The sequence below is a fragment of the Clostridium sp. genome (genome assembly GCF_036642255.1).
Lineage (GTDB): Bacteria > Bacillota > Clostridia > Clostridiales > Clostridiaceae > Clostridium_J.
On sequence record NZ_JAVWDJ010000001.1, the window covers coordinates 171,820 to 194,098 of the forward strand.

The 22,279-nt window shown below is 31.1% G+C and carries 18 protein-coding genes and 1 tRNA gene; 5 read left to right on the plus strand and 14 right to left on the minus strand.

The genetic code is table 11. The features are described 5' to 3' along the window. Positions 1–96: 96 nt before the first annotated feature. From RR409_RS00715 to RR409_RS00740, 6 genes are all read right to left on the minus strand, one after another. Positions 97–1,038: a hypothetical protein gene (locus RR409_RS00715; protein ID WP_332555789.1), complete on the minus strand. Its 942-nt coding sequence runs from the start codon at positions 1,036–1,038 to the stop codon at positions 97–99. Between the two features lie 276 nt (positions 1,039–1,314). Next, the gene (locus RR409_RS00720) at positions 1,315–2,265 is read right to left on the minus strand and encodes an L-threonine 3-dehydrogenase (protein ID WP_332555790.1); all 951 of its coding nucleotides are present in this window, start codon (positions 2,263–2,265) and stop codon (positions 1,315–1,317) included. 148 nt (positions 2,266–2,413) lie between these two features. Beyond that, the gene (locus tag RR409_RS00725) at positions 2,414–3,607 is read right to left on the minus strand and encodes a glycine C-acetyltransferase (protein ID WP_332555791.1); all 1,194 of its coding nucleotides are present in this window, start codon (positions 3,605–3,607) and stop codon (positions 2,414–2,416) included. A gap of 542 nt (positions 3,608–4,149) precedes the next feature. Next, on the minus strand, positions 4,150–4,881 hold the full coding sequence (locus tag RR409_RS00730; protein WP_332555792.1) for a lysophospholipid acyltransferase family protein: 732 nt from the start codon (positions 4,879–4,881) through the stop codon (positions 4,150–4,152). A gap of 20 nt (positions 4,882–4,901) precedes the next feature. Then, positions 4,902–5,891: a tRNA epoxyqueuosine(34) reductase QueG gene (gene queG / locus RR409_RS00735; protein WP_332555793.1), complete on the minus strand. Its 990-nt coding sequence runs from the start codon at positions 5,889–5,891 to the stop codon at positions 4,902–4,904. Then, on the minus strand, positions 5,881–6,894 hold the full coding sequence (locus RR409_RS00740; RefSeq protein WP_332555794.1) for an NAD(P)/FAD-dependent oxidoreductase: 1,014 nt from the start codon (positions 6,892–6,894) through the stop codon (positions 5,881–5,883). The genes queG and RR409_RS00740 overlap by 11 nt, the downstream gene beginning before the upstream one ends. A 370-nt stretch (positions 6,895–7,264) precedes the next feature. Here RR409_RS00740 and RR409_RS00745 point away from each other — a divergent pair, with 370 nt between their 5' ends. After that, on the plus strand, positions 7,265–7,462 hold the full coding sequence (locus RR409_RS00745; protein WP_332555795.1) for an asparagine synthase: 198 nt from the start codon (positions 7,265–7,267) through the stop codon (positions 7,460–7,462). A gap of 88 nt (positions 7,463–7,550) precedes the next feature. Here the strand turns inward: RR409_RS00745 and RR409_RS00750 are convergent, their stop codons facing one another. Beyond that, positions 7,551–8,753, minus strand: coding sequence for an MFS transporter (locus RR409_RS00750; protein WP_332555796.1), 1,203 nt, complete (start codon positions 8,751–8,753; stop codon positions 7,551–7,553). 336 nt (positions 8,754–9,089) lie between these two features. Here RR409_RS00750 and RR409_RS00755 point away from each other — a divergent pair, with 336 nt between their 5' ends. Continuing rightward, positions 9,090–9,233: a hypothetical protein gene (locus RR409_RS00755; RefSeq protein WP_332555797.1), complete on the plus strand. Its 144-nt coding sequence runs from the start codon at positions 9,090–9,092 to the stop codon at positions 9,231–9,233. 24 nt (positions 9,234–9,257) lie between these two features. Here the strand turns inward: RR409_RS00755 and RR409_RS00760 are convergent, their stop codons facing one another. Further along, complete coding sequence (locus RR409_RS00760) at positions 9,258–10,670, minus strand: sodium:alanine symporter family protein (protein WP_332555798.1); 1,413 nt, start codon at positions 10,668–10,670, stop codon at positions 9,258–9,260. 435 nt (positions 10,671–11,105) lie between these two features. Next, positions 11,106–12,455, minus strand: coding sequence for a sodium:alanine symporter family protein (locus tag RR409_RS00765; protein ID WP_332555799.1), 1,350 nt, complete (start codon positions 12,453–12,455; stop codon positions 11,106–11,108). A gap of 442 nt (positions 12,456–12,897) precedes the next feature. On the opposite strand from RR409_RS00765, the gene uraA reads away from it, so the two are divergent. Then, entirely contained in the window at positions 12,898–14,208 is a 1,311-nt protein-coding gene (gene uraA, locus RR409_RS00770) for a uracil permease (protein ID WP_332555800.1), read from the plus strand. Positions 14,209–14,276: 68 nt separating this feature from the next. Here the strand turns inward: uraA and RR409_RS00775 are convergent, their stop codons facing one another. After that, a complete protein-coding gene (locus tag RR409_RS00775) occupies positions 14,277–16,169 on the minus strand; it encodes a S8 family serine peptidase (protein ID WP_332555801.1) in 1,893 nt (630 codons plus the stop codon). A gap of 357 nt (positions 16,170–16,526) precedes the next feature. Between RR409_RS00775 and RR409_RS00780 the strand changes: the two genes are divergently transcribed. Further along, positions 16,527–16,602: transfer RNA gene (locus RR409_RS00780), tRNA-Trp, on the plus strand. A 138-nt stretch (positions 16,603–16,740) separates the two neighbouring features. Here the strand turns inward: RR409_RS00780 and RR409_RS00785 are convergent. The 4 genes from RR409_RS00785 to RR409_RS00800 form a co-directional block, all read right to left on the minus strand. Then, entirely contained in the window at positions 16,741–17,526 is a 786-nt protein-coding gene (locus RR409_RS00785) for an N-acetylmuramoyl-L-alanine amidase (protein ID WP_332555802.1), read from the minus strand. A 417-nt stretch (positions 17,527–17,943) separates the two neighbouring features. Beyond that, the gene (locus tag RR409_RS00790) at positions 17,944–19,011 is read right to left on the minus strand and encodes a nitronate monooxygenase family protein (protein WP_332555803.1); all 1,068 of its coding nucleotides are present in this window, start codon (positions 19,009–19,011) and stop codon (positions 17,944–17,946) included. A gap of 331 nt (positions 19,012–19,342) precedes the next feature. After that, positions 19,343–19,906 (minus strand): DUF3867 domain-containing protein, encoded by a 564-nt coding sequence (locus RR409_RS00795; protein WP_332555831.1) that lies wholly within the window; start codon positions 19,904–19,906, stop codon positions 19,343–19,345. Between the two features lie 138 nt (positions 19,907–20,044). Beyond that, positions 20,045–20,665: a CBS domain-containing protein gene (locus tag RR409_RS00800; RefSeq protein ID WP_332555804.1), complete on the minus strand. Its 621-nt coding sequence runs from the start codon at positions 20,663–20,665 to the stop codon at positions 20,045–20,047. Between the two features lie 334 nt (positions 20,666–20,999). Here RR409_RS00800 and RR409_RS00805 point away from each other — a divergent pair, with 334 nt between their 5' ends. After that, a complete protein-coding gene (locus tag RR409_RS00805; RefSeq protein ID WP_332555805.1) occupies positions 21,000–22,274 on the plus strand; it encodes an HD domain-containing phosphohydrolase in 1,275 nt (424 codons plus the stop codon). Positions 22,275–22,279: the final 5 nt, after the last annotated feature.

Consider the following 22,279-nt stretch of genomic DNA (forward strand, 5'->3'; position numbering starts at 1 on the left):
GTAAATCTTATTTACAACAGTCTTATTTTCTTTTTAATGTTCAATTTTTTCTTGTTAAGTAACGATACTTCTGGAACTTCTTCTACTTATTTCTTTCTAGTGCTTTATTTTATCTAAAAGGATTTTTTTCTTTTCTTCAAACTCTACTTCAGTAAATAATCCATATTCCTTAAGATCTATTAATTTATTTATTTTATCCATAATTTCTTCACTCTCAATTTTTAGTTCTTTCATGCCAACTATAACACTTCCTAAAGGTTTGGTTTGAATATGATTCAATATATATTTTAGTTCCTTTTCGATTATTTGATTTTTGAAAACTTCATAGGATTCTGCTCCAAAAAATCCGCAGTGAATCTTTTCTCCAAAAATAAATTCAACTACAGTGACTTTTTCATCAATTTTTATATTTTGTGGAAAAATACTTTTATTAAAAGTAATTGTACCATCACCTAAAACTGTACCTATCCTAAATTCAGAAAATCCATCTATATTTATTTCTTTGCTTGCATCTCTTTCTTGCTCAATATCCTCTTTTCTGCAATAGCACGTCACTTTGTCTAGATTGAATTCAAAGGTGCCTATCCCCTGAGGATGTTTATCTACTAGATAGAATTTATCCTCATTTACCCAAAAATAAAAATCAATTATGCCTACTTTTTCAAACATATATATTAGGATATCACTATCTACACTACATAAGTTTTTAGCAAATCTAGGATCATTAATTTTATTCTTTATTTTCCTTACTGTATCTTCAAAATATAAGGGCTCATTTTTTTCTAAATCTTCAACAAAATTCTTATATCTATTTCCATCAAACTTTGTATATGCATTATTAATTATATGTGAATATCTCTTTTCTATTTCAGCATCAACTTCAGGTATTCCCCTTATATATTTAACCGTCATAGCCGTTGGAGGAACATTACAATGTTCCTTATAATCATTTTCTATGTTTCTTCGTCTTGTTTTAATAAAATTTATTATACTGATAAAACATACAATTACTATAAAAAACCCTAATAAATATTCCAAAGCCCATTCCCCCTAAAACTAAGTATTTTATAATAAAGTATATTAATAATACTTTATTTTATTCGAGTAGGTTTTATTTTATTTTTCAATTACATGTAAAAACTGAACCTCTACCTTTCAAAGTGTGATGCAATTACCTGCATTCTTTACATTTAATCTGAAACCTAGTTATTCCAAAGCCTTAGCATGGCTGTCCTGAAGTAAAAAAGTTGAAATTGCTATACAATAAAAAAGAAGTGCAACTTTTGTAAGTTACACTTCTAAGTTTTTACTTTATTATATTCCTTTTTCTTTTAACTTTTCAAGCATATGAGCTGTCATTTTATCTAAATCATACTCAGCTTTAAAGCCCCATTCTTCTTTTGCAGCAGTTGGGTCTATTGAATCTGGCCAAGTATTTGCAATTCCTTGTCTTACTGGATCTGGATTGTAGCTAATTTCAAACTCAGGAATGTGCTTTCTGATTGCAGCAGCTATTTGTTCTGGTTCAAAGCTCATAGCTGTTATATTGAAAGCATTTCTATGTTTTAATTTAGCTGGATCAGCTTCCATTAAATCTATAATTGCTTGAATAGCATCTGGCATATACATCATATCCATGTATGTTCCTTTATCTATGTAAGAAGTATATTTGCCATTTTTTAAAGCTTCGTAGTAAATATCTACTGCATAGTCAGTAGTTCCGCCTCCTGGAGGAGCTACGTAAGAAATGAGACCTGGGAATCTTACTCCTCTTGTATCTACACCGAATTTAGTGTAGTAGTAATCACATAATAATTCTCCTGAAACCTTTGTTACTCCATACATAGTTTTTGGTCTTTGAATAGTATCTTGTGGAGTGTTGTTTTTTGGAGTATCTGGTCCAAATGCCCCAATAGAACTTGGAGTAAAGAACGCACAATTTAATTCTCTTGCTGCTTCTAAAGCGTTAACTAATCCACCCATATTTATATCCCAAGCTAGTTGTGGCTTTGCTTCTGCCACAGCTGATAGAAGTGCTGCAAGATGCATTATTGTATCTACATTATGCTTTCTAGCAACTTCTAAAAATGCCTTTGGATCCGTTACATCTAGTATTTCAAATATTCCACCTTCAACAATTGGATTTCCTTCTGGCTTTCTAATATCAGAAGCCACAACATTATCTACACCATAAACTTCTCTAAGCTTAGTAACTAACTCTGTACCGATTTGTCCAAGACAACCCGTAACTAATATTCTTTTCATATTATTCTCCTCCGTTAAAAACTATTTAGTAATTAACTTATTAAAAATGAACAAGCTCATTTTTAATAAGTTAATTTTTATTAAATTTTTTTAAACTAATATTATAATTATTGATTATAAAATCCACTTTTCAAAACTGGGTCTAAAATTATTTTATTATTCCCATTTCTTGGCCTACTTTTTTGTATATAGCGATAGCTTCATCTAACATTTCTTTAGTATGAGCTGCTGATGGCATGTTTCTTACTCTTGCAGTTCCCATTGGAACTGTTGGGAATACTATAGCCTTAGCATAAACACCCTCTTCGAATAATCTCTTGCTAAATTGTTGAGCTTTTGCAGCCTCACCTATGATACATGGAGTTATAGGTGTTTCACTATCTCCTATATCAAAGCCTAAGTCTTTTAAGCCTTTCTTTAAGTAGTTTCCATTTTCCCAAAGTTTGTCATGAAGCTCAGTGCTTTCAGTTAAAATGTTGATAGCTTCTATACAAGCACCTGCAGCTCCTGGAGTTAAAGAAGTTGAGAATAAGAATGGTCTACCTCTAACCATCAACCAATCAATTAGATCTTGTGTACCAGCCACATATCCACCAACTACACCAATTGCTTTAGAAAGGGTTCCTATTTGGAAATCTATTTTATGTGATAACCCAAAGTGATGAACCGTTCCAGCGCCTTTTCCAAGAACTCCTGAACCATGTGCGTCATCAACATAGGTAATTAAATCAAATTCTTCAGCAATTTCAACTATTTCAGGTAGTTTTGCAATATCTCCATCCATAGAGAAAACACCATCTGTGATAACCATAACTTTTTCATATAATCCTGAATCTTTAGCTTCTTTAGCCTTTGCTCTTAAATCTTCCATATCTGAATGCTCGAATCTTATGATTTTTGCACCAGATAATCTGCAACCATCTATTATTGAAGCATGGTTTAGTGCATCTGAAAGGATTGCATCTTTTTTGCTCATAACTGCTGAAATTGCAGCCATGTTACAGTTAAATCCAGATTGGAAAGCCACAGCAGCTTCTGTGTGTTTGAACTGTGCTAATTTTTTTTCTAACTCAATGTGAATGTCTAAAGTTCCATTAATTGTTCTAACTGCACCAGCTCCTACTCCATACTTTTCAGTTGCTTTCAAAGCTGCTTCTACCATTCTTGGGTGAGTAGCTAAACCTAAATAGTTATTAGAAGAAAGATTTACAAGGTTTTTTCCTCCAATATTAATTCTAGGGCCATTTGCACCAGTAATTACATTGATTACATTATAAAGTCCTTTACTTTTAAGATCCTCTAAATTTTCTTTAAGGTATTTTTCTAATGATTTACTTCCCATTGCTTTACCTCCAAAATTATTAATAATTTATGCAAAATATTTTAACTGCATTAAAATTTAAGAAAAACCTTTTAATGAAACTCTTTACATATTAATAAATATTCTACATATTTTGCAAAATTCCTTTTAAATAACAAAATTTATTTTCACTTTTAAAAATTTTGCAAATTCTCTTGCGATGGTTTATTTATATTTTAATTTAAATAATTTATATCATCCATTTTATTTATTTCCTTTTTACTAATATTTTATTATACATATATTAATTATAATTTTAAAGTATCCCCTATATTTTAATTGCATTATTAATGCAAAATTTACAAATATTAATTTATTGAATAATCTATTTAACTTTAATGCAAAATACTTTGCTTTAAAGTGATTTATTTGCATAACTTTAATAAAGCAATGAACTACTTTGAAACTTCAACATATATAATATAACTTCTCCAATAATTTACTTAAATTAAAATAATGATAAAAGGAGCTAAGAAAGTATGTTATCTTAAGCTCCTCAAAATGTTCATATTAAATTATAATTTTTATCCCTTTACAACTTCTTCTGAGTTAAGGTATTCCGAGTAAACTCCTCTGTATTTTTCAGGTAGTACTTTTGCTATACTACACATAATTTCTCTCATAGCTCTATCACTATAGTCGGTTTTATCCTCATTTTCTATCTTCTTAGGAACTCCCATGGGTTCACCAAAATTTATAGTTATGTCTGCGTGATGAAATTCTTCATCAGCCATGTCATTATCATTAATTGGCATAAACTTCTCGGTACCCCACATTCCTATTGGAACTATGGTAGCCTTTGACATTTTTGCGATAAGCAGTAATCCTTTTTTACCTTCAATCATGCCACCATTTCTACTTCTTGTTCCCTCTGGAAACATCATAATGTTTTTTCCTGCTTTAAGAACCTCTATAATTTTACCAATGGCCTCTTTATCTGCACTATTAGGCTTTATTTGAATTGTTTTTATAAATTTAAATCCATTTTTAGTAAATTCATTAGCGGTTAACTTAACTCCAGCAATAAAAACTGGATCCTTTTCTTTTAGAACTTCATTTAATATTATTCCATCAGAATTACTTAAATGATTACAAATAAATATAATTGGACCTTCTAATTCTTTTATACGATTCCATCCATTAATTTTCATATTTGCATACTTCTTTATGCTCTTTTTTACATAACTATGTATTAACTTGCTTGAGATATTATCTGGTAATTTACTCATTAACTTTAGTAATAGTACTTTATCCATAAAGATCCCCTTTCTAAAAATTAACTTTTTTCTTTCTTAAAAAGTTTATCATAATATTCTTTAACATAAGGAGAATTTATACTTTCTTCAATATTATCTTTATCTTCCTTATGTTCATTATAATAATTTATAAGTGCATTCCTACTTAATATATTTTTACCTCGCCACCCACAAGAGTGTTTTTTGAATTTTTCATTAAAATCACTGTTGCTTAAAAAAATTAAATCTTTTAAGTTGACCTCTTCCATATATTCTTTAGGAATAAATCCCTCGATATTCGAGTTTAGAGCATTTTTATTGTAAGGACATACGGTTTGACAAGTATCACAACCAAAAATTCTTCCACCTAACTTATCTAACCATATATCATCAATATGCTTTTTTTGTGTAATATAAGATAAGCATAAGTTGCTATCCTTACTATTTCTATTTTTTATTATAGCATGGGTTGGGCAAGATTTCATGCATAACTCACAATCTCCACAGGTATTATCTATGGGCTTATCTTCTCGTATTTCCAAATCTGTTATTATTTCAGCTAAAAACACATAGGATCCGTAATCTTTCGTTATTAGATTATTATTTTTCCCTATGAATCCAACCCCACTTAAATAAGCTATATACCTTTCTGGTAATGGGTTATTGTCTACAAAAGGTAATGCTTTGCCGCCTAATCCCTCAATGAATACACAGATACTATCTAGGTAGTTTCGAACAACCCGATGATAATCGAGGCCAAGTGTATACTTTGAAAAACTATATTTATTATTGTCATTCCCCTCATACTTATATGGGAATGCTATGGATATGATAGTTTTACCTTCCTTCATTAAAAAAAACGGATTAATTCTTTTTTCTACGTCCTTTTCTTCAAATTCATTTTCTAAACCTGCTTCTTTTCTTTTTACTAAATATGGCGTTAGTTCATCGAACACTCTACATTTAGTAAATCCTACATTAGTAATTCCTAAGTCATTGCAATACCTGAGGATCTCATCCCTAATCTCCATGATTTTTGTTATTTTCCTTTATTGTATTGTTAATATTCTCTATAAATCTTGCAGCAGCCTGCCCTGCTATTTTCCCTTGCATAGCTACATTTTCTATTACATCATAACCTTTCAAAACTGTTCCACATGCAAAAAAACCTTTTATAGAAGTTTCCATATTTTCATCAACAACTAATTCGCTTTTCTCTTCATCCACTTCCATCCCAATCTTAACACCTAGTAAGTTTTCTGGATAAAGATTTATAGATAATACTAAGGTATCACAAGTTATATATCTTTCTGTTCCTTGCACTGTGTTTCTATATATATCTACTTCTACAACCTTTACGCCTTCTACCCTTGCTTCTCCATAGACTTCAATAACTCTATGATTATATAGAATAGGAATATTGAAATCACTTAAATATTTTTTTGATTCTTCACGTAATGCATGAATTTCCGAACTGCTTTCAATAATGCTTTTCACCTTTGCTCCTTCTAAAATTAAGGTTCTAGCTGTTAAAATTGCTGTATCACCAGAGCCTAAAATTAGGTATTCTCTTCCTGGCATTATCCCTCTTTTGTTTATGTATTTTAGTACAGATATAGATGTAATTATTCCAGCGCTTCTATGACCTAAAATATTCTTATATCCTATTGGTTTTTCCCTACACCCTGTAGCTAGGATTATAACTTTTCCATGAATTTCAAATACTCCATCATAATTATTTACTGCTATTAAGGTTTTATCCCTACTTAAATTCAAAACAGTGGAGTTTAATTTTACAATTACACCCATTTCCATAACCTTATCTGCCAAGAGTTGTATATACTCTGAAGCAGTTAGATTTTCTTTACAATTGTCAAAGCTAAACCCGCTATGTATACAATTACTTAAAGCTCCACCAAGTTCTTTTTCTCTATCTAAAATTATAACTTTTTCAACACCATTTTTCTTAGCTTCAATGGCAGAAATCAGTCCGCTAGGACCTCCTCCAATTATTATAAGATCATAATTTTCCATATAATCCTCCAAATTAAAATTCCTTAAAATAATTTATATTATATCATGCAAATATCACGTGTAAGTATATATCTAGTATAAGTATCTTATAAAAACTTAATCATATATACATTATACTACTTTATGTTACTCACTGCTTAATAAATTCTTAACTTAACTGCTTTTTATAATCACTAGCTACATCCAACATTTTGTAACTTATTTTCTTCTTTAATCCTTTTTAAAATAAAAACAATGAATTTTTACCCCCTTTTTATTCCGAAAAATGGAACCAAAGGCATCATTATCTGAGATAATTTTTGAAATAAAGAGAATACTAATTTTGTATAGGTTGCAACATATACAAAATAAATTTATAGAGGTGATTATCATGAGAATTAAAGATGGTGTGATTCCAACAGTATTAGGAACAGTTGTTACAGCTGGCGCTGCTACTTTAAGAGCAAAGGACATGAAAGGTATGAAGATGAATAAAAGAAATATGATTCCTATGGCCGAAACTGCATTACTAGGATTTGGCTTAGCTCATGTTGTTCTAGGAGCCATAGATTTAATGAATAATGACTAACTCAACTTCCCATTAAATATTTACAATTTAATTAAGCCTGCAAATTCATGAGATTTGCAGGCTTAAAATAATATATTTAATAATCCAATTAGCTTTTATCACACCCAGGTAATTTTTTTCCTTCTAGAACATCTTTTAGCTTTCTTAAAAAATACCCTGACACAACTGGAGCAACTCCAATGAACAACAAGTATATTTTAAGAACTTCTGCATCCTTAAAAGACAAAAGAAGTCCAAGCAATATGATGGAACTAATCACTCTTCCTCCATTAATTGCAATGTCCTTATTAATCATATATTCAATTCTCATATCTTCATCATGAATTTTATTAATTACATTAAAGGTAGATGATGAAAGCTGTATAATAAAAAATGGAAGTATAAATGAATCAAATATCATAAATATAAATAAAGTTATGTAATTTACTCTAAATACTATGCTCAGTACGGCTAAGAATGATCCTATTGTTCCTATAAGAATAGATAGCCTTCTATTAGGTGGTTTGATTATTTTTTGTACAATTATATACGCCGCTGAGGATGCTAAAGCTCCCATAAAAGTTAATTTTCCCAAGGAAAGCTCGCTATTTGTTGTTTCTATTATCAATATATTTACCACAAAAGCTATTATTACATCTCTAAACCCCCAAAACATAGTGGACTTTCTTATAACACTCCAGTCCTCACAATTTCTCGAGAAGGCTTTTTTAAAATCTAGCTTTTTACCGTAATTATTACATTTAAGTAATATACTTATTAGGAGAAGAACTATAAACATAGTGAGAGTAATAGCAAATACTATATTGTATCCCTTATTCCCAATATATCTAGTTATAATATATCCTGAAGTTATAGGCGCAATAGCCGCTGCTATTCCTGCACAACTCCCATTGAATCCGTTAAAAGTATCTCTATTGGTGGTACATGTAAAATCAAAACTTAATGTATTGAAAGCTAACCAATAAAAACCTGCAGCGAAGCCGTACACTATACCTAGTATATAGATATATATACCACCCTTATTACCTATAAATAATATCAATGCATAAAAAAGGCCATATAAAATTAATCCTAACCTTAAAGACCATATACCATTTTTCTTTTTTGATAATATTCCTCCTATTATAAAGCCAAAAGGCATAGTTATGTAATGTATTAAGTTATAAATAACTATTACTATAAAATTACTGGTTTGTTTCCAAAAAAATATATTTACAAATATACCTGACAACCCCATAGCTAAGGTAAATATCGCACTAATTAAAAGTAAAATCTTAGCTTCTTTGCACATAGTTTCCTCCTCATCGATATGATTACTACTATACTATTATGTGCAAAATATCTTATTATATATTTATGGTAAATTATTCAACATTTCCTTCCCTTTTGATTGCATTTTTCATATAGCTTCCCATGGCTTCACATATGTAGACCCTTTGTACACTGGATATACTATTTTCCTTACTTGAAATTTAAAACACTGAAAAAGTATTTATATACTATCACTGTGATTTTTTTATAATTCTTAAACATATTTATATGTACTTTAAACCATGGTTGTTTCTATAATTATATGTGAATAAAAAGCTACATAATGCTAAAGCTAAATTTGAAGGGAGTGTTTATTATGGCTAATAAACATGCAGTTACAAGAAAGCAAATGGCAAACTTAGGACTCACTAAAACGCCTCAAGGAGATTATACTTATATCGATCCTACTGAAAAAGATAGGTCAAAATATACGCCTATAAAAAAAGTGCCTCAAAAATAATTGAGGCACTTTTTATTACTTATATTACATATTAGTATCTAAACCCTTGTTTCCACTCTTTCCATTTTTAGATTTTTTAGGTTTTGATTCTGGGTTAAGTTCATAATCTATAGCTTCAAGATTATCATCCCAAAGATATTTCTTAGTTTCACTAACTATAACACCATTTAGTGCAAGTAATGAGATAAGGTTTGGAACTGCCATTAATCCATTTGCTAGGTCTGACATGTTCCATACTAAATCTAAACTGAACACACTACCTACAAATACCATTGCTACATATATAACTCTATAAGGTGTTATTGACCTCTTTCCAAATAGGTATTCTACTGCTTTCTCAGCATAGTATGACCAACCTAATATGGTTGAGAATACGAAGGTTAGAAGTCCAACAGTTAGTACAATTGGTCCAACTACTGGTATTATCGCAAATGCAGCTTTAGTAAGTTCTCCACCTGCTAAGCCTTGATTCCAAACTCCTGTATTAACTACTACGAGACCAGTCATTGCACAAACTACTACTGTATCCCAGAAGGTTCCTGTAGCTGAAACAAGAGCTTGTTTTACAGGGTTTCTTGTTTGAGCAGCAGCAGCAACTATTGGTGCACTACCAAGACCAGATTCATTAGAGAATAGCCCTCTTGCAATACCAAATCTCATCGCCATCATCATACCAGCACCAGCAGCTCCACCACCTACAGCTTTAGCTGAAAATGCACTTTTTACTATTAATGCTATAGTAGCAGGTATTGTGCTCCAAGTCATAATTAATATTATTAAACATCCTATAACATAAAATCCAGCCATGAATGGTACAAGAATGTCACAAACTCTTGCTATACTCTTTATCCCACCTATTATAACTACTGCAGTAAGAATTGCCATTACTAAACCTGATATCCAGGTTGGTATACTAAAAGTACTAGCTAATAATGTAGAAATAGAGTTAGCTTGTACAGCAGAACCTATTCCTAAAGCAGCTAAGCTTGTAAAGGCAGCAAATAACACAGCTAACCATTTTTTCCCCATAGCTTTTTCCATAACATACATTGGTCCACCAGCCATGGTACCATCTGCAGTTTTAACTCTGTATTTAACTGATAAAAGTGCTTCTGAATATTTTGTAGCTATCCCAAATACCCCTGTAAGCCAACACCAAAGTACTGCTCCAGGACCCCCTAGTGACACAGCTGTAGCAACCCCAACAATATTACCAGTTCCTATTGTTGCTGCTAATGCAGTACAAAGAGCACTAAACTGACTTACATCTCCTTCTGCGAAATCATCCTTAGTTACAGAAAGCTTTATTGCCTTTCCTATATATCTTTGGATGAATCTTAGTCTAAAAGTTAAGTATAAGTGCGTTCCAAATAAAAGAATGATTAAAGGATACCCCCAAACAAATGATGCAGCTTTACTAATAAATTCAGCAAACATAAACATATTCCCCCTTTTATTGTATTAAGTTGTAAACATATTATACCAAATATTTTCACAATTTTAACAATTGTTAAAATTCTCTCATTATTTTGTTTCGTTAATATCCGACATTATTTTTTGTAACTTTTTGAAACTTTAAGATTCTCATAGAATCTTTTATAATATTCTATAAACCCCCTTTAATTTTATAAATACATTTATAAATTATCAAATTTATTAAGTTTACATTAAAAACTTTTTGTATATTTATTTACTAAAAATTCACTTTATATTTCTCTATTATAAAATTCAATGCCAAATATAGTTTAAATAAAAATATTCTGTATTTGATTGTTAAAAATTATACAATTCCACTTTAAGTTGTTATAACTTATATAATTATTTTATGATAAAAAAGGTACCTCAAACTTTGAAGTACCTTTCACTATTTATTTAACCATTAAGTTCTTGATCTATTTCTTCGAGATTATCATCCCATAAATATTTTTTAGTTTCACTAACTATAACACCACTAAGAGCAAGTAAGCATATTAAGTTTGGAATCGCCATTAAACCATTTGCTAAATCTGATAAATTCCATACTAAGTCTAAACTAAATACGCTTCCTACAAATACCATTGCTACATACACAATTCTATATGGAGTTATTGATTTCTTGCCAAATAAATACTCTACCGCTTTTTCAGCATAATATGACCAACCAAGTATTGTTGAAAATACGAAGGTTAAAAGTCCAACTGTTAATACTATCGGTCCAACAACAGGAATCATAGCAAAAGCTGCTTTGGTAAGCTCTCCACCAGATAATCCTTGATTCCAAACTCCTGTGTTAACTACTACAAGACCAGTCATTGCACAAACTACTACTGTATCCCAGAAGGTTCCAGTTGATGCTACAAGCGCTTGCTTAACTGGATTTCTTGTTTGAGCAGCAGCTGCAACTATTGGTGCACTACCGAGACCAGATTCGTTAGAGAATAATCCTCTTGCAATACCATATCTCATAGCCATCATAATACCAGCTCCAGCTAATCCACCGCCTATAGCCTTAGGTGCAAATGCGCATTTAACTATTAAAGCTATAGTTGCTGGAATTGTGCTCCAAGTCATAATTAATATTATTAAACATCCAGCTACATAGAATACAGCCATAAATGGGACTAAAATGTCACAAACTCTTGCTATACTCTTAATACCACCTATTACTACTACAGCAGTGCAAATAGCCATTACCACCCCTGAAATCCAAGTTGGTATATTAAAGGTACTTTGTAACAGTGTAGAAATAGAGTTAGCTTGAACAGCAGAACCAATTCCTAAAGCTGCTATACATGTAAAAGTTGCAAATAAAATTGCTAGCCATTTCTTACCCATAGCTCTTTCCATAACATACATTGGTCCTCCAGCCATGGTACCATCTTCAGTTTTAATTCTGTATTTAACTGATAAAAGTGCTTCTGAGTATTTTGTAGCAATACCAAATACCCCTGTTAGCCACGTCCAAAGAACAGCTCCAGGTCCCCCAAGAGAAACTGCTGTAGCAACTCCAACAATATTACCTGTTCCTATTGTTGCAGCTAATGCCGTGCAAAGAGCGCTAAATTGGCTAACATCTCCTTTAGCAAAATCGTCCTTTGTTACAGATAATTTTATGGCTTTTCCAATGTACCTTTGAATAAATCTTAGTTTAAAAGTCAAGTATAAATGAGTCCCAAATAGAAGAATGATTAAAGGATACCCCCAAACGAATGTAGCCGCCTTACTGATAAATTCAGCAAACATTATATAAAATCCCCCTTTAAATTAATTGTTAATTAATAATATTCATTAAATCTAGACATTATTCTTAGTTCATTTACAATTTTGCAAGTTAATAAGTTAACATATTCATTATTACCTTACTTTGATTTTTATAATAAAAAATATTACTTAAAAACAACAGTTAGCTCATATTTCTATTATTCCTAAAAGTCCTATTGTAAAATTTCAAAAAGCATGTTATACTACTTATGAACCTTTAATCAGATCCAGAGAGACTGTAAGGAGAATAATAATATAGTGAAGTATAACCCTTATTGGGTACTATATTAGACTTCTTACGTTGTAAGAAGTCTTTTTTATTTTTATAGTCCTGTGATTTTCGTTAAGGTTACTTTTAATTTAGTCCAGCGAGGCTAAAAAGGGAGCGCAGGCTCCCCCAATAAATTTTAAAGGGGGATTTAAAATGGAAAAAGCAGTATCAAATGAAAAAATCGTTAATTTAGTTGAGGAATCATCCGTAATTGATGTACAGGATAAAGTTCCTTTAAGAAAAGCAATACCACTAAGCTTACAGCATTTATTTGCAATGTTTGGTGCCTCAGTACTTGTTCCAATATTATTTAACTTAGACCCTGCAATTGTATTATTTTTTAACGGTATCGGAACTTTACTTTATGCCTTTATAACAAAAGGAAAAATACCTGCCTTTTTAGGTTCAAGCTTTGCTTTTATAGCACCAGTATTATTGCTTCAACAACAAGGATATAGTTTTCAATATATACAAGGTGGCTTTGTAGTTTCAGGTTTAGTTTTCTCAGCAGTAGCAATAACCGTTGGCTTCACAGGTATCGGATGGGTTAAAAAACTTTTCCCACCAGCAGCCATGGGTGCCATAGTTACTATAATAGGACTTGAACTTGCTCCAGTAGCAGCTGATATGGCTGGGTTCCCTGTAGGACTTTCTAACTCTCCAGAGTTAAACATAGCTTGGGTTACTGTTTCCATGATAACACTTGGAACACTGATTTTAGGTTCGGTATTATTAAAAGGATTCCTAAAAATAATTCCTATACTTATCGCAGTTGTAGTTGGGTATATCTCAGCTTACTTAATGGGTTTAGTAAACTTTCAAGCAGTAAAAGAAGCAAGTGCAATAGTTATTCCTAACATGTCCTTTGCAAAATTCGATACTACAGCTATACTAACCATCTTACCAGCAACCTTCGTAGTTATCGCAGAGCATATTGGACACCTTTCAGTTACTAGTAATGTTGTAGGAAAAGACTTATCTGTAGACCCTGGTCTTCATAGATCACTTTTAGGAGACGGATTATCTACAATGCTTTCAGGATTCTTCGGTTCAGTGCCAACTACAACATATGGTGAAAACGTAGGTGTTATGGCCATAACAAAAGTATATAGTGTATATGTAATATGTGGAGCAGGACTCCTTTCTATAGTGTTAGGTTTTTCAGGTACTCTAGCATCTCTAATTAGAACTATACCAACTCCAGTTATTGGTGGTATATCTTTACTTCTCTTCGGTACTATAGCCACCTCAGGGTTAAGAACTTTTATAGAAGAAAAAGTAGATTACTCTAAGTCTAGAAATCTTATGCTAACTTCTGTAATACTTATAATAGGACTAAGTGGAATAAAGATACATCTAGGTGCAATTGAAATCGGTGGAATGGGCCTTGCAACAATAGTCGCAATAGTATTAAACCTAGCATTCATAATCTTTGATAAGTTAAATATTATGAATGAAAAATAAATAAATAAATAACTTAAAAACCAGCAAAGTTTCCCTTTGCTGGTTTTTCTATTCCTATATTTTATTTATTATCTTAAACCTCCGCTTTTATTAAAGTAATACCACTTTGCGGAAATCTGCTTCCATCCAGTAACCATGGCTCCACTTTTATCTAGGTAATACCAGGTTCCACCTAATTGTCTCCAACCTGTGCCCATAGCTCCACTATTGTCCATGTAATACCATATGCCTCCTAGTTGCCTCCAACCTGTGGCCATTGCCCCACTGCTGTCCATGTAATACCATAGTCCCCCTAGTTGTCTCCAACCCGTTGCCATAACTCCACTTTCATCTAAGTAGTACCATACTCCACCTAACAGTCTCCATCCCCTTTGCATTACTCCTTGGTTATTGAAATAATACCACTTTCCATCTATAAGGTTCCAAGCTATCTGTGCTTTTCCCTCCTTGTAAAAATAACGGTTATTATCTTTATATACCCAACCAACTAGTACCGCTTCTTTAGGTTCTTCTTGTGTCTTAGGTTCCTCAGTTGGTGTTGGTATGGGGTTCTCTTCTTCTGGTAATGGTTCTGGGATTGTTCTTGGTATTTCTCCTGCTACTACAGCAGCAATAGTATTTCCTGCATCTACTATAGCTGCAGTAGATATTTTCCCCTGTAACTGTGATAGTTTAGTTCCCGTAGCCAATATATATTCTCTAATATTAGCTGGTGTTAAATTTGGATTTTCACTCAATGCTAAGGCTGCTATTCCTGTTACATGTGGAGCCGCCATTGATGTTCCATCATAATAACCGTATCCTTTTGGCATTGTGCTTAGTATATAACTCCCTGGAGCAACTATATCAACTGATTTTAATCCATAATTTGAAAAACTAGATAGGTTTCCTAGTTTATCAATTGCACCCACGGAAATAATATTAGGCAAATCATAATTAGCTGGATAATTATCAATATAATCCGTGTTCACTCCCTCATTCCCTGATGCAGAAATAAACAAGGCATTAGCATTTTTCATGGTATCATACTCTGACTGTGAAAAATCTACACCACTAAAGGAACAATTAAAAATCCTTACACCCTTACTTAATCCATAGTTTATAGCGTCAATTACTTCATCCTTATATAAATTACCATACTTATCCGCTACTTTTAGAGCCATTACCTTAACCATAGGTGCAACTCCAATGACACCGATACCGTTATTTTCTGCAGCTATAGTTCCGCTAATATGAGTTCCATGCCCATTATCATCATATGGATCAGAATCATTATTGATAAAATCCCACCCATAATAGTCATCCACATATCCATTGTTATCGTCATCAACGTCATTATCAGGTACTTCATTTGTGTTTGTCCATATATTTTTACTTAAATCTTCATGATTATAATCTATTCCTGTATCAACTACTCCCACAACAACATCTGAGTTCATAGTAATCTTATCCCATGCAGCCTCAACATTAATATCAACAGATGTAGTAGTATTATTTAAGCCCCATAACTTATTAAAATACGGCTCATTTCCCCCACTATATTGCAATTGCACTGCATAATTTGGTTCTGCATACTCAACATTAAAATCATTGTTTAATATACTTAACATTTGATCTATTTTGTGTTTATTATCATCAAAGGATAGTGCATAAACCCCACTTTCAAATGTTTTTTTTAATTTTAAATCATAATTTTTTTCTAATGATTTTAAAAGAATTGCATGATTTTCACCTTTTAATTTAACCAAAACTTCATTACTTTTATAATTTTTATTTTCTTTATTTCCTTCAAAGGTTAACATAATCTTTTCTTTTATATCAGATGTACTATTTAAATCCTTTTGAATAGTATATTGTAAGGTATCATCAATATTTTTTATATCCATAGCTTGTACACTAGTGAAGTAGCAGTTAAAGGATACTAATAGTGCTAATATTGAACTGATAATTTTTCTGTTCATACTTAATCACTCACCTTTTACAATATTATGTTTGTTTTAGCTATATTAGCAAATAATTTTATTATTACCTAAAAGCTTACCATCATCAAAAATGAATAAGTCTCTTGTTTGAATAAGAGTTAAACTTACGTCAAAGTTTAGATAGATATATTATACTATATAAATATATCTATCTAATACTAGAAAATATATGAAATTACTTTAATTCTACTGAGGCTTTACCCATTTTAATTTTCTCTATTTTCATATTGATGCCTTTTTATTTATGATTAAAATAGTTACTAGTTAATTTAAACTTTTTACTTGCCAATTCTCTTTTTTTATGATATTATATTTTTTGTTAGTAATAAAACACATAGGGGTATAGCTCAATTGGTAGAGTAGCGGTCTCCAAAACCGTTGGTTACGGGTTCAAGTCCTGTTGCCCCTGCCAAAAAGCCTTAGAAATGTAAATTTCTAAGGCTTTTTATTTTTTTAGTTTTGTTTGTCCACTATTTTAACTTGTTTTAAGGCTTACCTTGTAAATAACGAGCTTTTCAAGTAATCTATTACCCTCTATTTCATAGTAGGTTTATTCTTCTATAATAGTAGCTGATAAACTACCATTACTTAATCTTTTTACTACCTCGGCAGCCTTTTCTTTTGATAAATATTGAGTTTCAAAATAAAACATATCATTTTTTTCAAGGACATAAATTCTATCAATATCAGAGAAATACTTGCTGATTAAACCTTTTATCTCTATACCATAGGAACCTTTTGCCACATCTCCAGTTCTCACATAATATTTCTTATTCTCAGAGCGCTTAATTGATATTCCTAAATAATTTAGGATTCCATAAGCAATAGCTTTCCCCATTTTCTCTTGTTCTGGAATTGTATCATATAAGGTTCTGTCTCCACTATCAATAAAACCACATTCAACGATTACTGCGTCCATTTTTGTTTCCCTAATTACTGCATAGTAATCCTTGCCATCCGATCCTTTTCTACTATAGGTTGCTCTAGGTCGAAGATTTTGTCCTGTTTCCTTATTAATAGCTGAGACTATAGCCTTTGCTAGTACTTCTCCCTTCCCCCCATAAATTGAATGGATTACTTCAGTTCCATCACCACCACCAGCATTGTAGTGAATAGATACAAAATATTCAGCACCCCAAGTGTTGGCCATTTTAGCCCTTTCACTTAATCCAATGGCTCTATCATCTAATCTTGATGCCTTGATTTCAACACCATGCTCTTCTAATATTTTTTTACATTCCAACCCTGTCACAAGAGTCATATTCTTTTCAACTAATCCATTAGACGTTGCACCTGAATCATTACCGCCATGTCCAAAATCTAAGAAAATTTTCATATTATCAACCCCTTAATTATAAATATGCAACTTCTTATATATTTGATATTGTTTATCATCTAATGTTCTGATTTATTGTATCTTTGTACCCTCATACTTAAAAATTTATTGATACATCCATATTATTAGTTCCTAAGTAATTTAATCACAATTTATTAGTAAGTATAAAAACTTATCCACATTTTATTACACTTTTTAAGATTCTTGTATATTATATATTTTTTTACAATAGAATCAACTGAATTATGGTCCTTTAAAACTATTCTTTGCTCCATATACTTTTATAAAATTAATCTGTATTTGAAAAGGCAATTGGTAGAAACCTCCTTTATTGTCTAAGAATAAAAAACCTATATTAATAATGCAACCACTGAAAATTTCAGTATGCTTATAATTAATATAGGTTTAAATTTATTTTTAAGCTTCCAAGATTTGTTTTTCTAATTCATTCATCAATTCCGGAACAGTTACAATTTTATCTACTCTATGGGCATTTTCTCCACAGAATAAAAGTCCTTCATCTATTTTCCCTGTCACCGCGTTTATCAATGCTTTAGTTATACAATATGGTGTTGTTTTTGGGTCACAGTGAGATATACATCTATAGCACTTTGTAACCTTACACCCATGATCATTAACCTCATCAATAAATGAGTTTCTTATGGCACGCCCTGGCATACCTACAGGACTTTGAACTATCATAATATCATCAAGTTTTGAATTTATATAAGCATTTTTATAATTTATATGAGCATCACATTCTTCTGTAGCTACAAATCTTGTAGACATTTGAACTCCTGCGGCACCAAGCTTTAAATACTTAGCTATATCATAACCATCATATACACCACCTGCTACAACCACTGGGATATGCTTATTATACTTTTCTTCATAAGTTTTCACTTCATTAATGATATCAATTATCACCTTATCATAGTCCATAGTAGGTTCTTCAAGTTCTTCCTTCTTAAACCCAAGGTGACCACCAGCTTTAGGTCCCTCAATAACTACTAGATCTGGAGTACACTTATCATGTCTATCCCACATCTTCAATATAACTTTAGCAGCTTTTAACGATGAAACTATTGGCGCTAATTTTATTGATGAGTCTTTTGCTATCTTTGGTAGGGCAGATGGTAATCCTGCTCCAGATATAATTAAGTCTGCTCCAGCTTCTATAGAAGCTTTAACATACTTTTCATAGTGCTCCATAGCAACCATGATATTTACACCAATAATTCCCTTCATTGCTTTTTCCTTGGCTAATTCTATATGTCTTTTTAAAGCCCTAACATTGGCTTCCAAAGGATTTACTTCAAAATCTTCCTCATCATATCCAATTTGAGCTGCTGAAATTACTCCTATACCACCTGCTTTAGTTACTGCAGCTGCTAGTTTTGATAGTGAAACCCCTATTCCCATTCCACCTTGAATAATAGGTAATCTAGCTACTAAATTTCCTATTTTTAATGGACTTATATTCATATATATTTCATCTCCTCTAACACATATTTTGACTTTCAAATATTTTGATTATCAAAGTAATTATTTTAATTATATACTATCCTCTACCAAAATTCAATAAACATACTGTAAACACAAATGTTACCTTGTAAATTGTACCATTAAAGACATAGCAAGTTTCATAGATCTAAAAGCTTTGGAAAGGTATTGAGCCTGCCACTTATAGAAATTGTCAGACTTGAGCCTTCGAATTGTTGTTAAATCCTGATTATCTATAAATTAATTACCCCTATATTATTGAAATATAGGGGTAATTTTATACAAGTTGTGCTTTAAATAATGCATAAAATAATTAATAAATGTAGCTAGTAGAATTTTCACAAATACTTACATTTAGTGCTTTATCATTTACTAATTTTTTATAGGAAACTAAAAATTCATTAAGCTCATTGTCTGTTAAGTCAATATGTTTTTCACTTTTAAGCACTATATTTATATCTTCCATTATAATTTCTAAATCATTTTTTAAATTTTTAATAGTATAAGTTGTCATTGCTTTAGAAGCAATCCTTCCTTTATACTTCTCCTGAAAACTTAAAGTTTTTCTTATTTCTTCATAATCTTTTCCTAAAGCTGCAAATTGGCTAGGGTCAATTCCATAGGTCTTCATTTGCTCATCAATATTATTCATGTCAAGACCATATCTTTCCATAAGCTTCTTTTGAATATTTAAGAATTTCTCTTGAGATATATTATTCTCTTCCATATACACTTGTATTTTCTTACTAAACTCAAGCATATTTATTTTTCCCTGTCCCATGGAATAATAAAGAGAGTATATATAATCTTCAAATTTATCGATATCCTTATCATTGGCCCTATTTCTAAGTTCATTAAAGTCAATTACATCACTAATTTTAATCATCTCCTCAACCTAAATTATATATTTATTATATTACTATATCATTTATATTATTAAATGTTTTCTACATTCTTCGAAAGTCCTCTAACCAACTTTTATATAAAAAAATCCCCCCAAAGGGAGGATGTTTTTTTATTGAACTTTAAATCCAGCATTCTTAACTTTTGATAAGATGCCATCAAAGTCATCTGTGTTTAATCTTACTACAATTTCCTTAACCTCTGTAACACTCTTTGGATCCACAACTACAAAGCTTATTATATCACCTTTATTTTCAGTGATTATTTTTGAAAGTTTTGATATTTGCCCTGGAATATCATAAGCAATTACTGCTAAGCGTTTACCCTTGTTTAATCCAAACAGTTCAGTAAATTGATGGAAGATAGCATGATGTGTTACAATTCCTTTAAAGTCTCCATTGTTATCAACAACTGCTACAAAAGCAATACTCTTAGTTTCTAAGAAGTGAGCTGCCTTTTCAATTTGCTCTAATGGATTAATTACTGGCACATCAGTTCTCATAACGTTTTCAACCAAGAAATCAGAAAGCAAGCATTGTCTTTCTATAGATTTCTCATAATAATACGTATATATTTTTTCTTTTGATATAGCACCGTAAAACTTATTGCCCTCTGCTACTGGAATAGATAAAAAGTTATTTTTTTCCATTATATCAAGAGCTTCACCTATAGTGATTTTTGGAGTTACAGTAGTTAATTTTTCTTTTGACAACATTAAGTTACTTACAAACATGGCTCATTCCCCCTTATTAAGGCTATCCATTCTAATTATATTATACATTATTTTCATCTTCAAGTAAAATACTATGATGATTATCTTTAATTATAATATAAATTTACAAAGTTTGTCTATGGAATTTCATGAATTTTCTGTTGATTCCTATTTTATGCAAATATATATTAATTTAACTAAGAATTTTCATGATTTTATACCAAAACTAACTTACCCAAAATCCTTTGCCAATAAAATTATATTAAAAATAATTGAAAGTTTTACATATAACAAGGAAATAAAATATGATATAATTATGATTAATTACATGAAATTGTCATTGCAGGGGGTACTTATGAATATAAGTCTTAACAAAATAGTTAATGCGCTTTCTATTGCATTAGATTTAGCTGAAACTACATCATTAGAAAATTTAAATGTTATAGAAGATATATCCGAAATCAACTATTCTAAACATAAGTATTCTCATCACTCTAAACGAACTGCCTATATTGCATTGGAAATAGCTAACAGACTTAAAATTAATGACGATAGTTATCACAATCTATATATTGCAGCCATGCTTCACGATATTGGCGCACAAAGTATGTTGACTGCAGTACATAACTCTGAAGAATATATTAAAGCACATTGTATTCAAGGTGCTTCTATGATACAAAAGATTCCATCCTTACTACAAATTTATGATATTATTTTATATCATCACGAAAATTACGATGGTAGTGGATGCATGAAGCTTAAAAATTATCTTATTCCCATAGAAGCTCAGATAATCAGACTCGCTGATTTATTAGAAATAATGTTTGATGAAAATATACCTACATATAAACAAAAGGACACTATTCTAGAATGGGTTAAGCTTCGCAGTGGCACATTGTTTTCTCCAACTATTGTTGACTGTTTCCTAGTCCTTGCTAAAGCTGAAACCTTTTGGTTTAATTTATACAATGTTCCTAGTATGGGTTTTATCTTAGATGATATTGCCCCTAAAAAAGAAACTTATATTAATTTAAAAGAATTTGAATATATTGCAGAAATTTTCGCCAATATAATAGATAGCAAAAGTAGTTTTACTGCTATGCATTCTAGAGGCATAGCCAACCTTGCTTTTGATGTAGCTAAATGTTTAGATTATGATGAAGATAAATGTTTAAAAATGAAGATTTCAGGTCTTTTACATGATATTGGAAAGTTAGCAATTCCAGTAACCATTTTAGATAAAAAAGATAAGCTTACAGATGATGAATTTTCTTTAATAAAATCTCACACATACTACACAAAACTTATATTAGATAGAATTGAAATGATTTCAGATATAAGTGAATGGGCAGCAAATCATCATGAAAAGTTAAATGGAGAAGGTTACCCAAGAAGACTTCCCCTATCGGAAATAAGCCAAGAGAGCAGAATTATTGGTGTATGCGACATTTACCAAGCTTTAACAGAAGATAGGCCTTACAGAAAAGGAATGTATATGTATGAAGCTTTAGATATACTTGATGATATGGTTAGAAAAGGGCTTATCTGTGGGAAAGCAGTAAAGTGCCTAAAAAGCACACTAATTTCAAAGGTAGAAACTGTTCTTTGCTATAATAATCTAAACTTGTAAAAGGC

Bases quoted from the DNA above. Each gene is read 5' to 3' on its own strand.
- RR409_RS00805 (WP_332555805.1), top strand. From the start codon at position 21,000: ATGAATATAAGTCTTAACAAAATAGTTAATGCGCTTTCTATTGCATTA.
- RR409_RS00765 (WP_332555799.1), bottom strand. From the start codon at position 12,455: ATGTTTGCTGAATTTATCAGTAAGGCGGCTACATTCGTTTGGGGGTAT.
- RR409_RS00775 (WP_332555801.1), bottom strand. From the start codon at position 16,169: ATGAACAGAAAAATTATCAGTTCAATATTAGCACTATTAGTATCCTTT.
- RR409_RS00740 (WP_332555794.1), bottom strand. From the start codon at position 6,894: ATGGAAAATTATGATCTTATAATAATTGGAGGAGGTCCTAGCGGACTG.
- queG (WP_332555793.1), bottom strand. From the start codon at position 5,891: ATGGAGATTAGGGATGAGATCCTCAGGTATTGCAATGACTTAGGAATT.
- RR409_RS00745 (WP_332555795.1), top strand. From the start codon at position 7,265: ATGAGAATTAAAGATGGTGTGATTCCAACAGTATTAGGAACAGTTGTT.
- RR409_RS00760 (WP_332555798.1), bottom strand. From the start codon at position 10,670: ATGTTTGCTGAATTTATTAGTAAAGCTGCATCATTTGTTTGGGGGTAT.
- RR409_RS00755 (WP_332555797.1), top strand. From the start codon at position 9,090: ATGGCTAATAAACATGCAGTTACAAGAAAGCAAATGGCAAACTTAGGA.
- RR409_RS00725 (WP_332555791.1), bottom strand. From the start codon at position 3,607: ATGGGAAGTAAATCATTAGAAAAATACCTTAAAGAAAATTTAGAGGAT.
- uraA (WP_332555800.1), top strand. From the start codon at position 12,898: ATGGAAAAAGCAGTATCAAATGAAAAAATCGTTAATTTAGTTGAGGAA.
- RR409_RS00790 (WP_332555803.1), bottom strand. From the start codon at position 19,011: ATGAATATAAGTCCATTAAAAATAGGAAATTTAGTAGCTAGATTACCT.
- RR409_RS00785 (WP_332555802.1), bottom strand. From the start codon at position 17,526: ATGAAAATTTTCTTAGATTTTGGACATGGCGGTAATGATTCAGGTGCA.
- RR409_RS00800 (WP_332555804.1), bottom strand. From the start codon at position 20,665: ATGTTTGTAAGTAACTTAATGTTGTCAAAAGAAAAATTAACTACTGTA.
- RR409_RS00730 (WP_332555792.1), bottom strand. From the start codon at position 4,881: ATGGATAAAGTACTATTACTAAAGTTAATGAGTAAATTACCAGATAAT.
- RR409_RS00750 (WP_332555796.1), bottom strand. From the start codon at position 8,753: ATGTGCAAAGAAGCTAAGATTTTACTTTTAATTAGTGCGATATTTACC.
- RR409_RS00720 (WP_332555790.1), bottom strand. From the start codon at position 2,265: ATGAAAAGAATATTAGTTACGGGTTGTCTTGGACAAATCGGTACAGAG.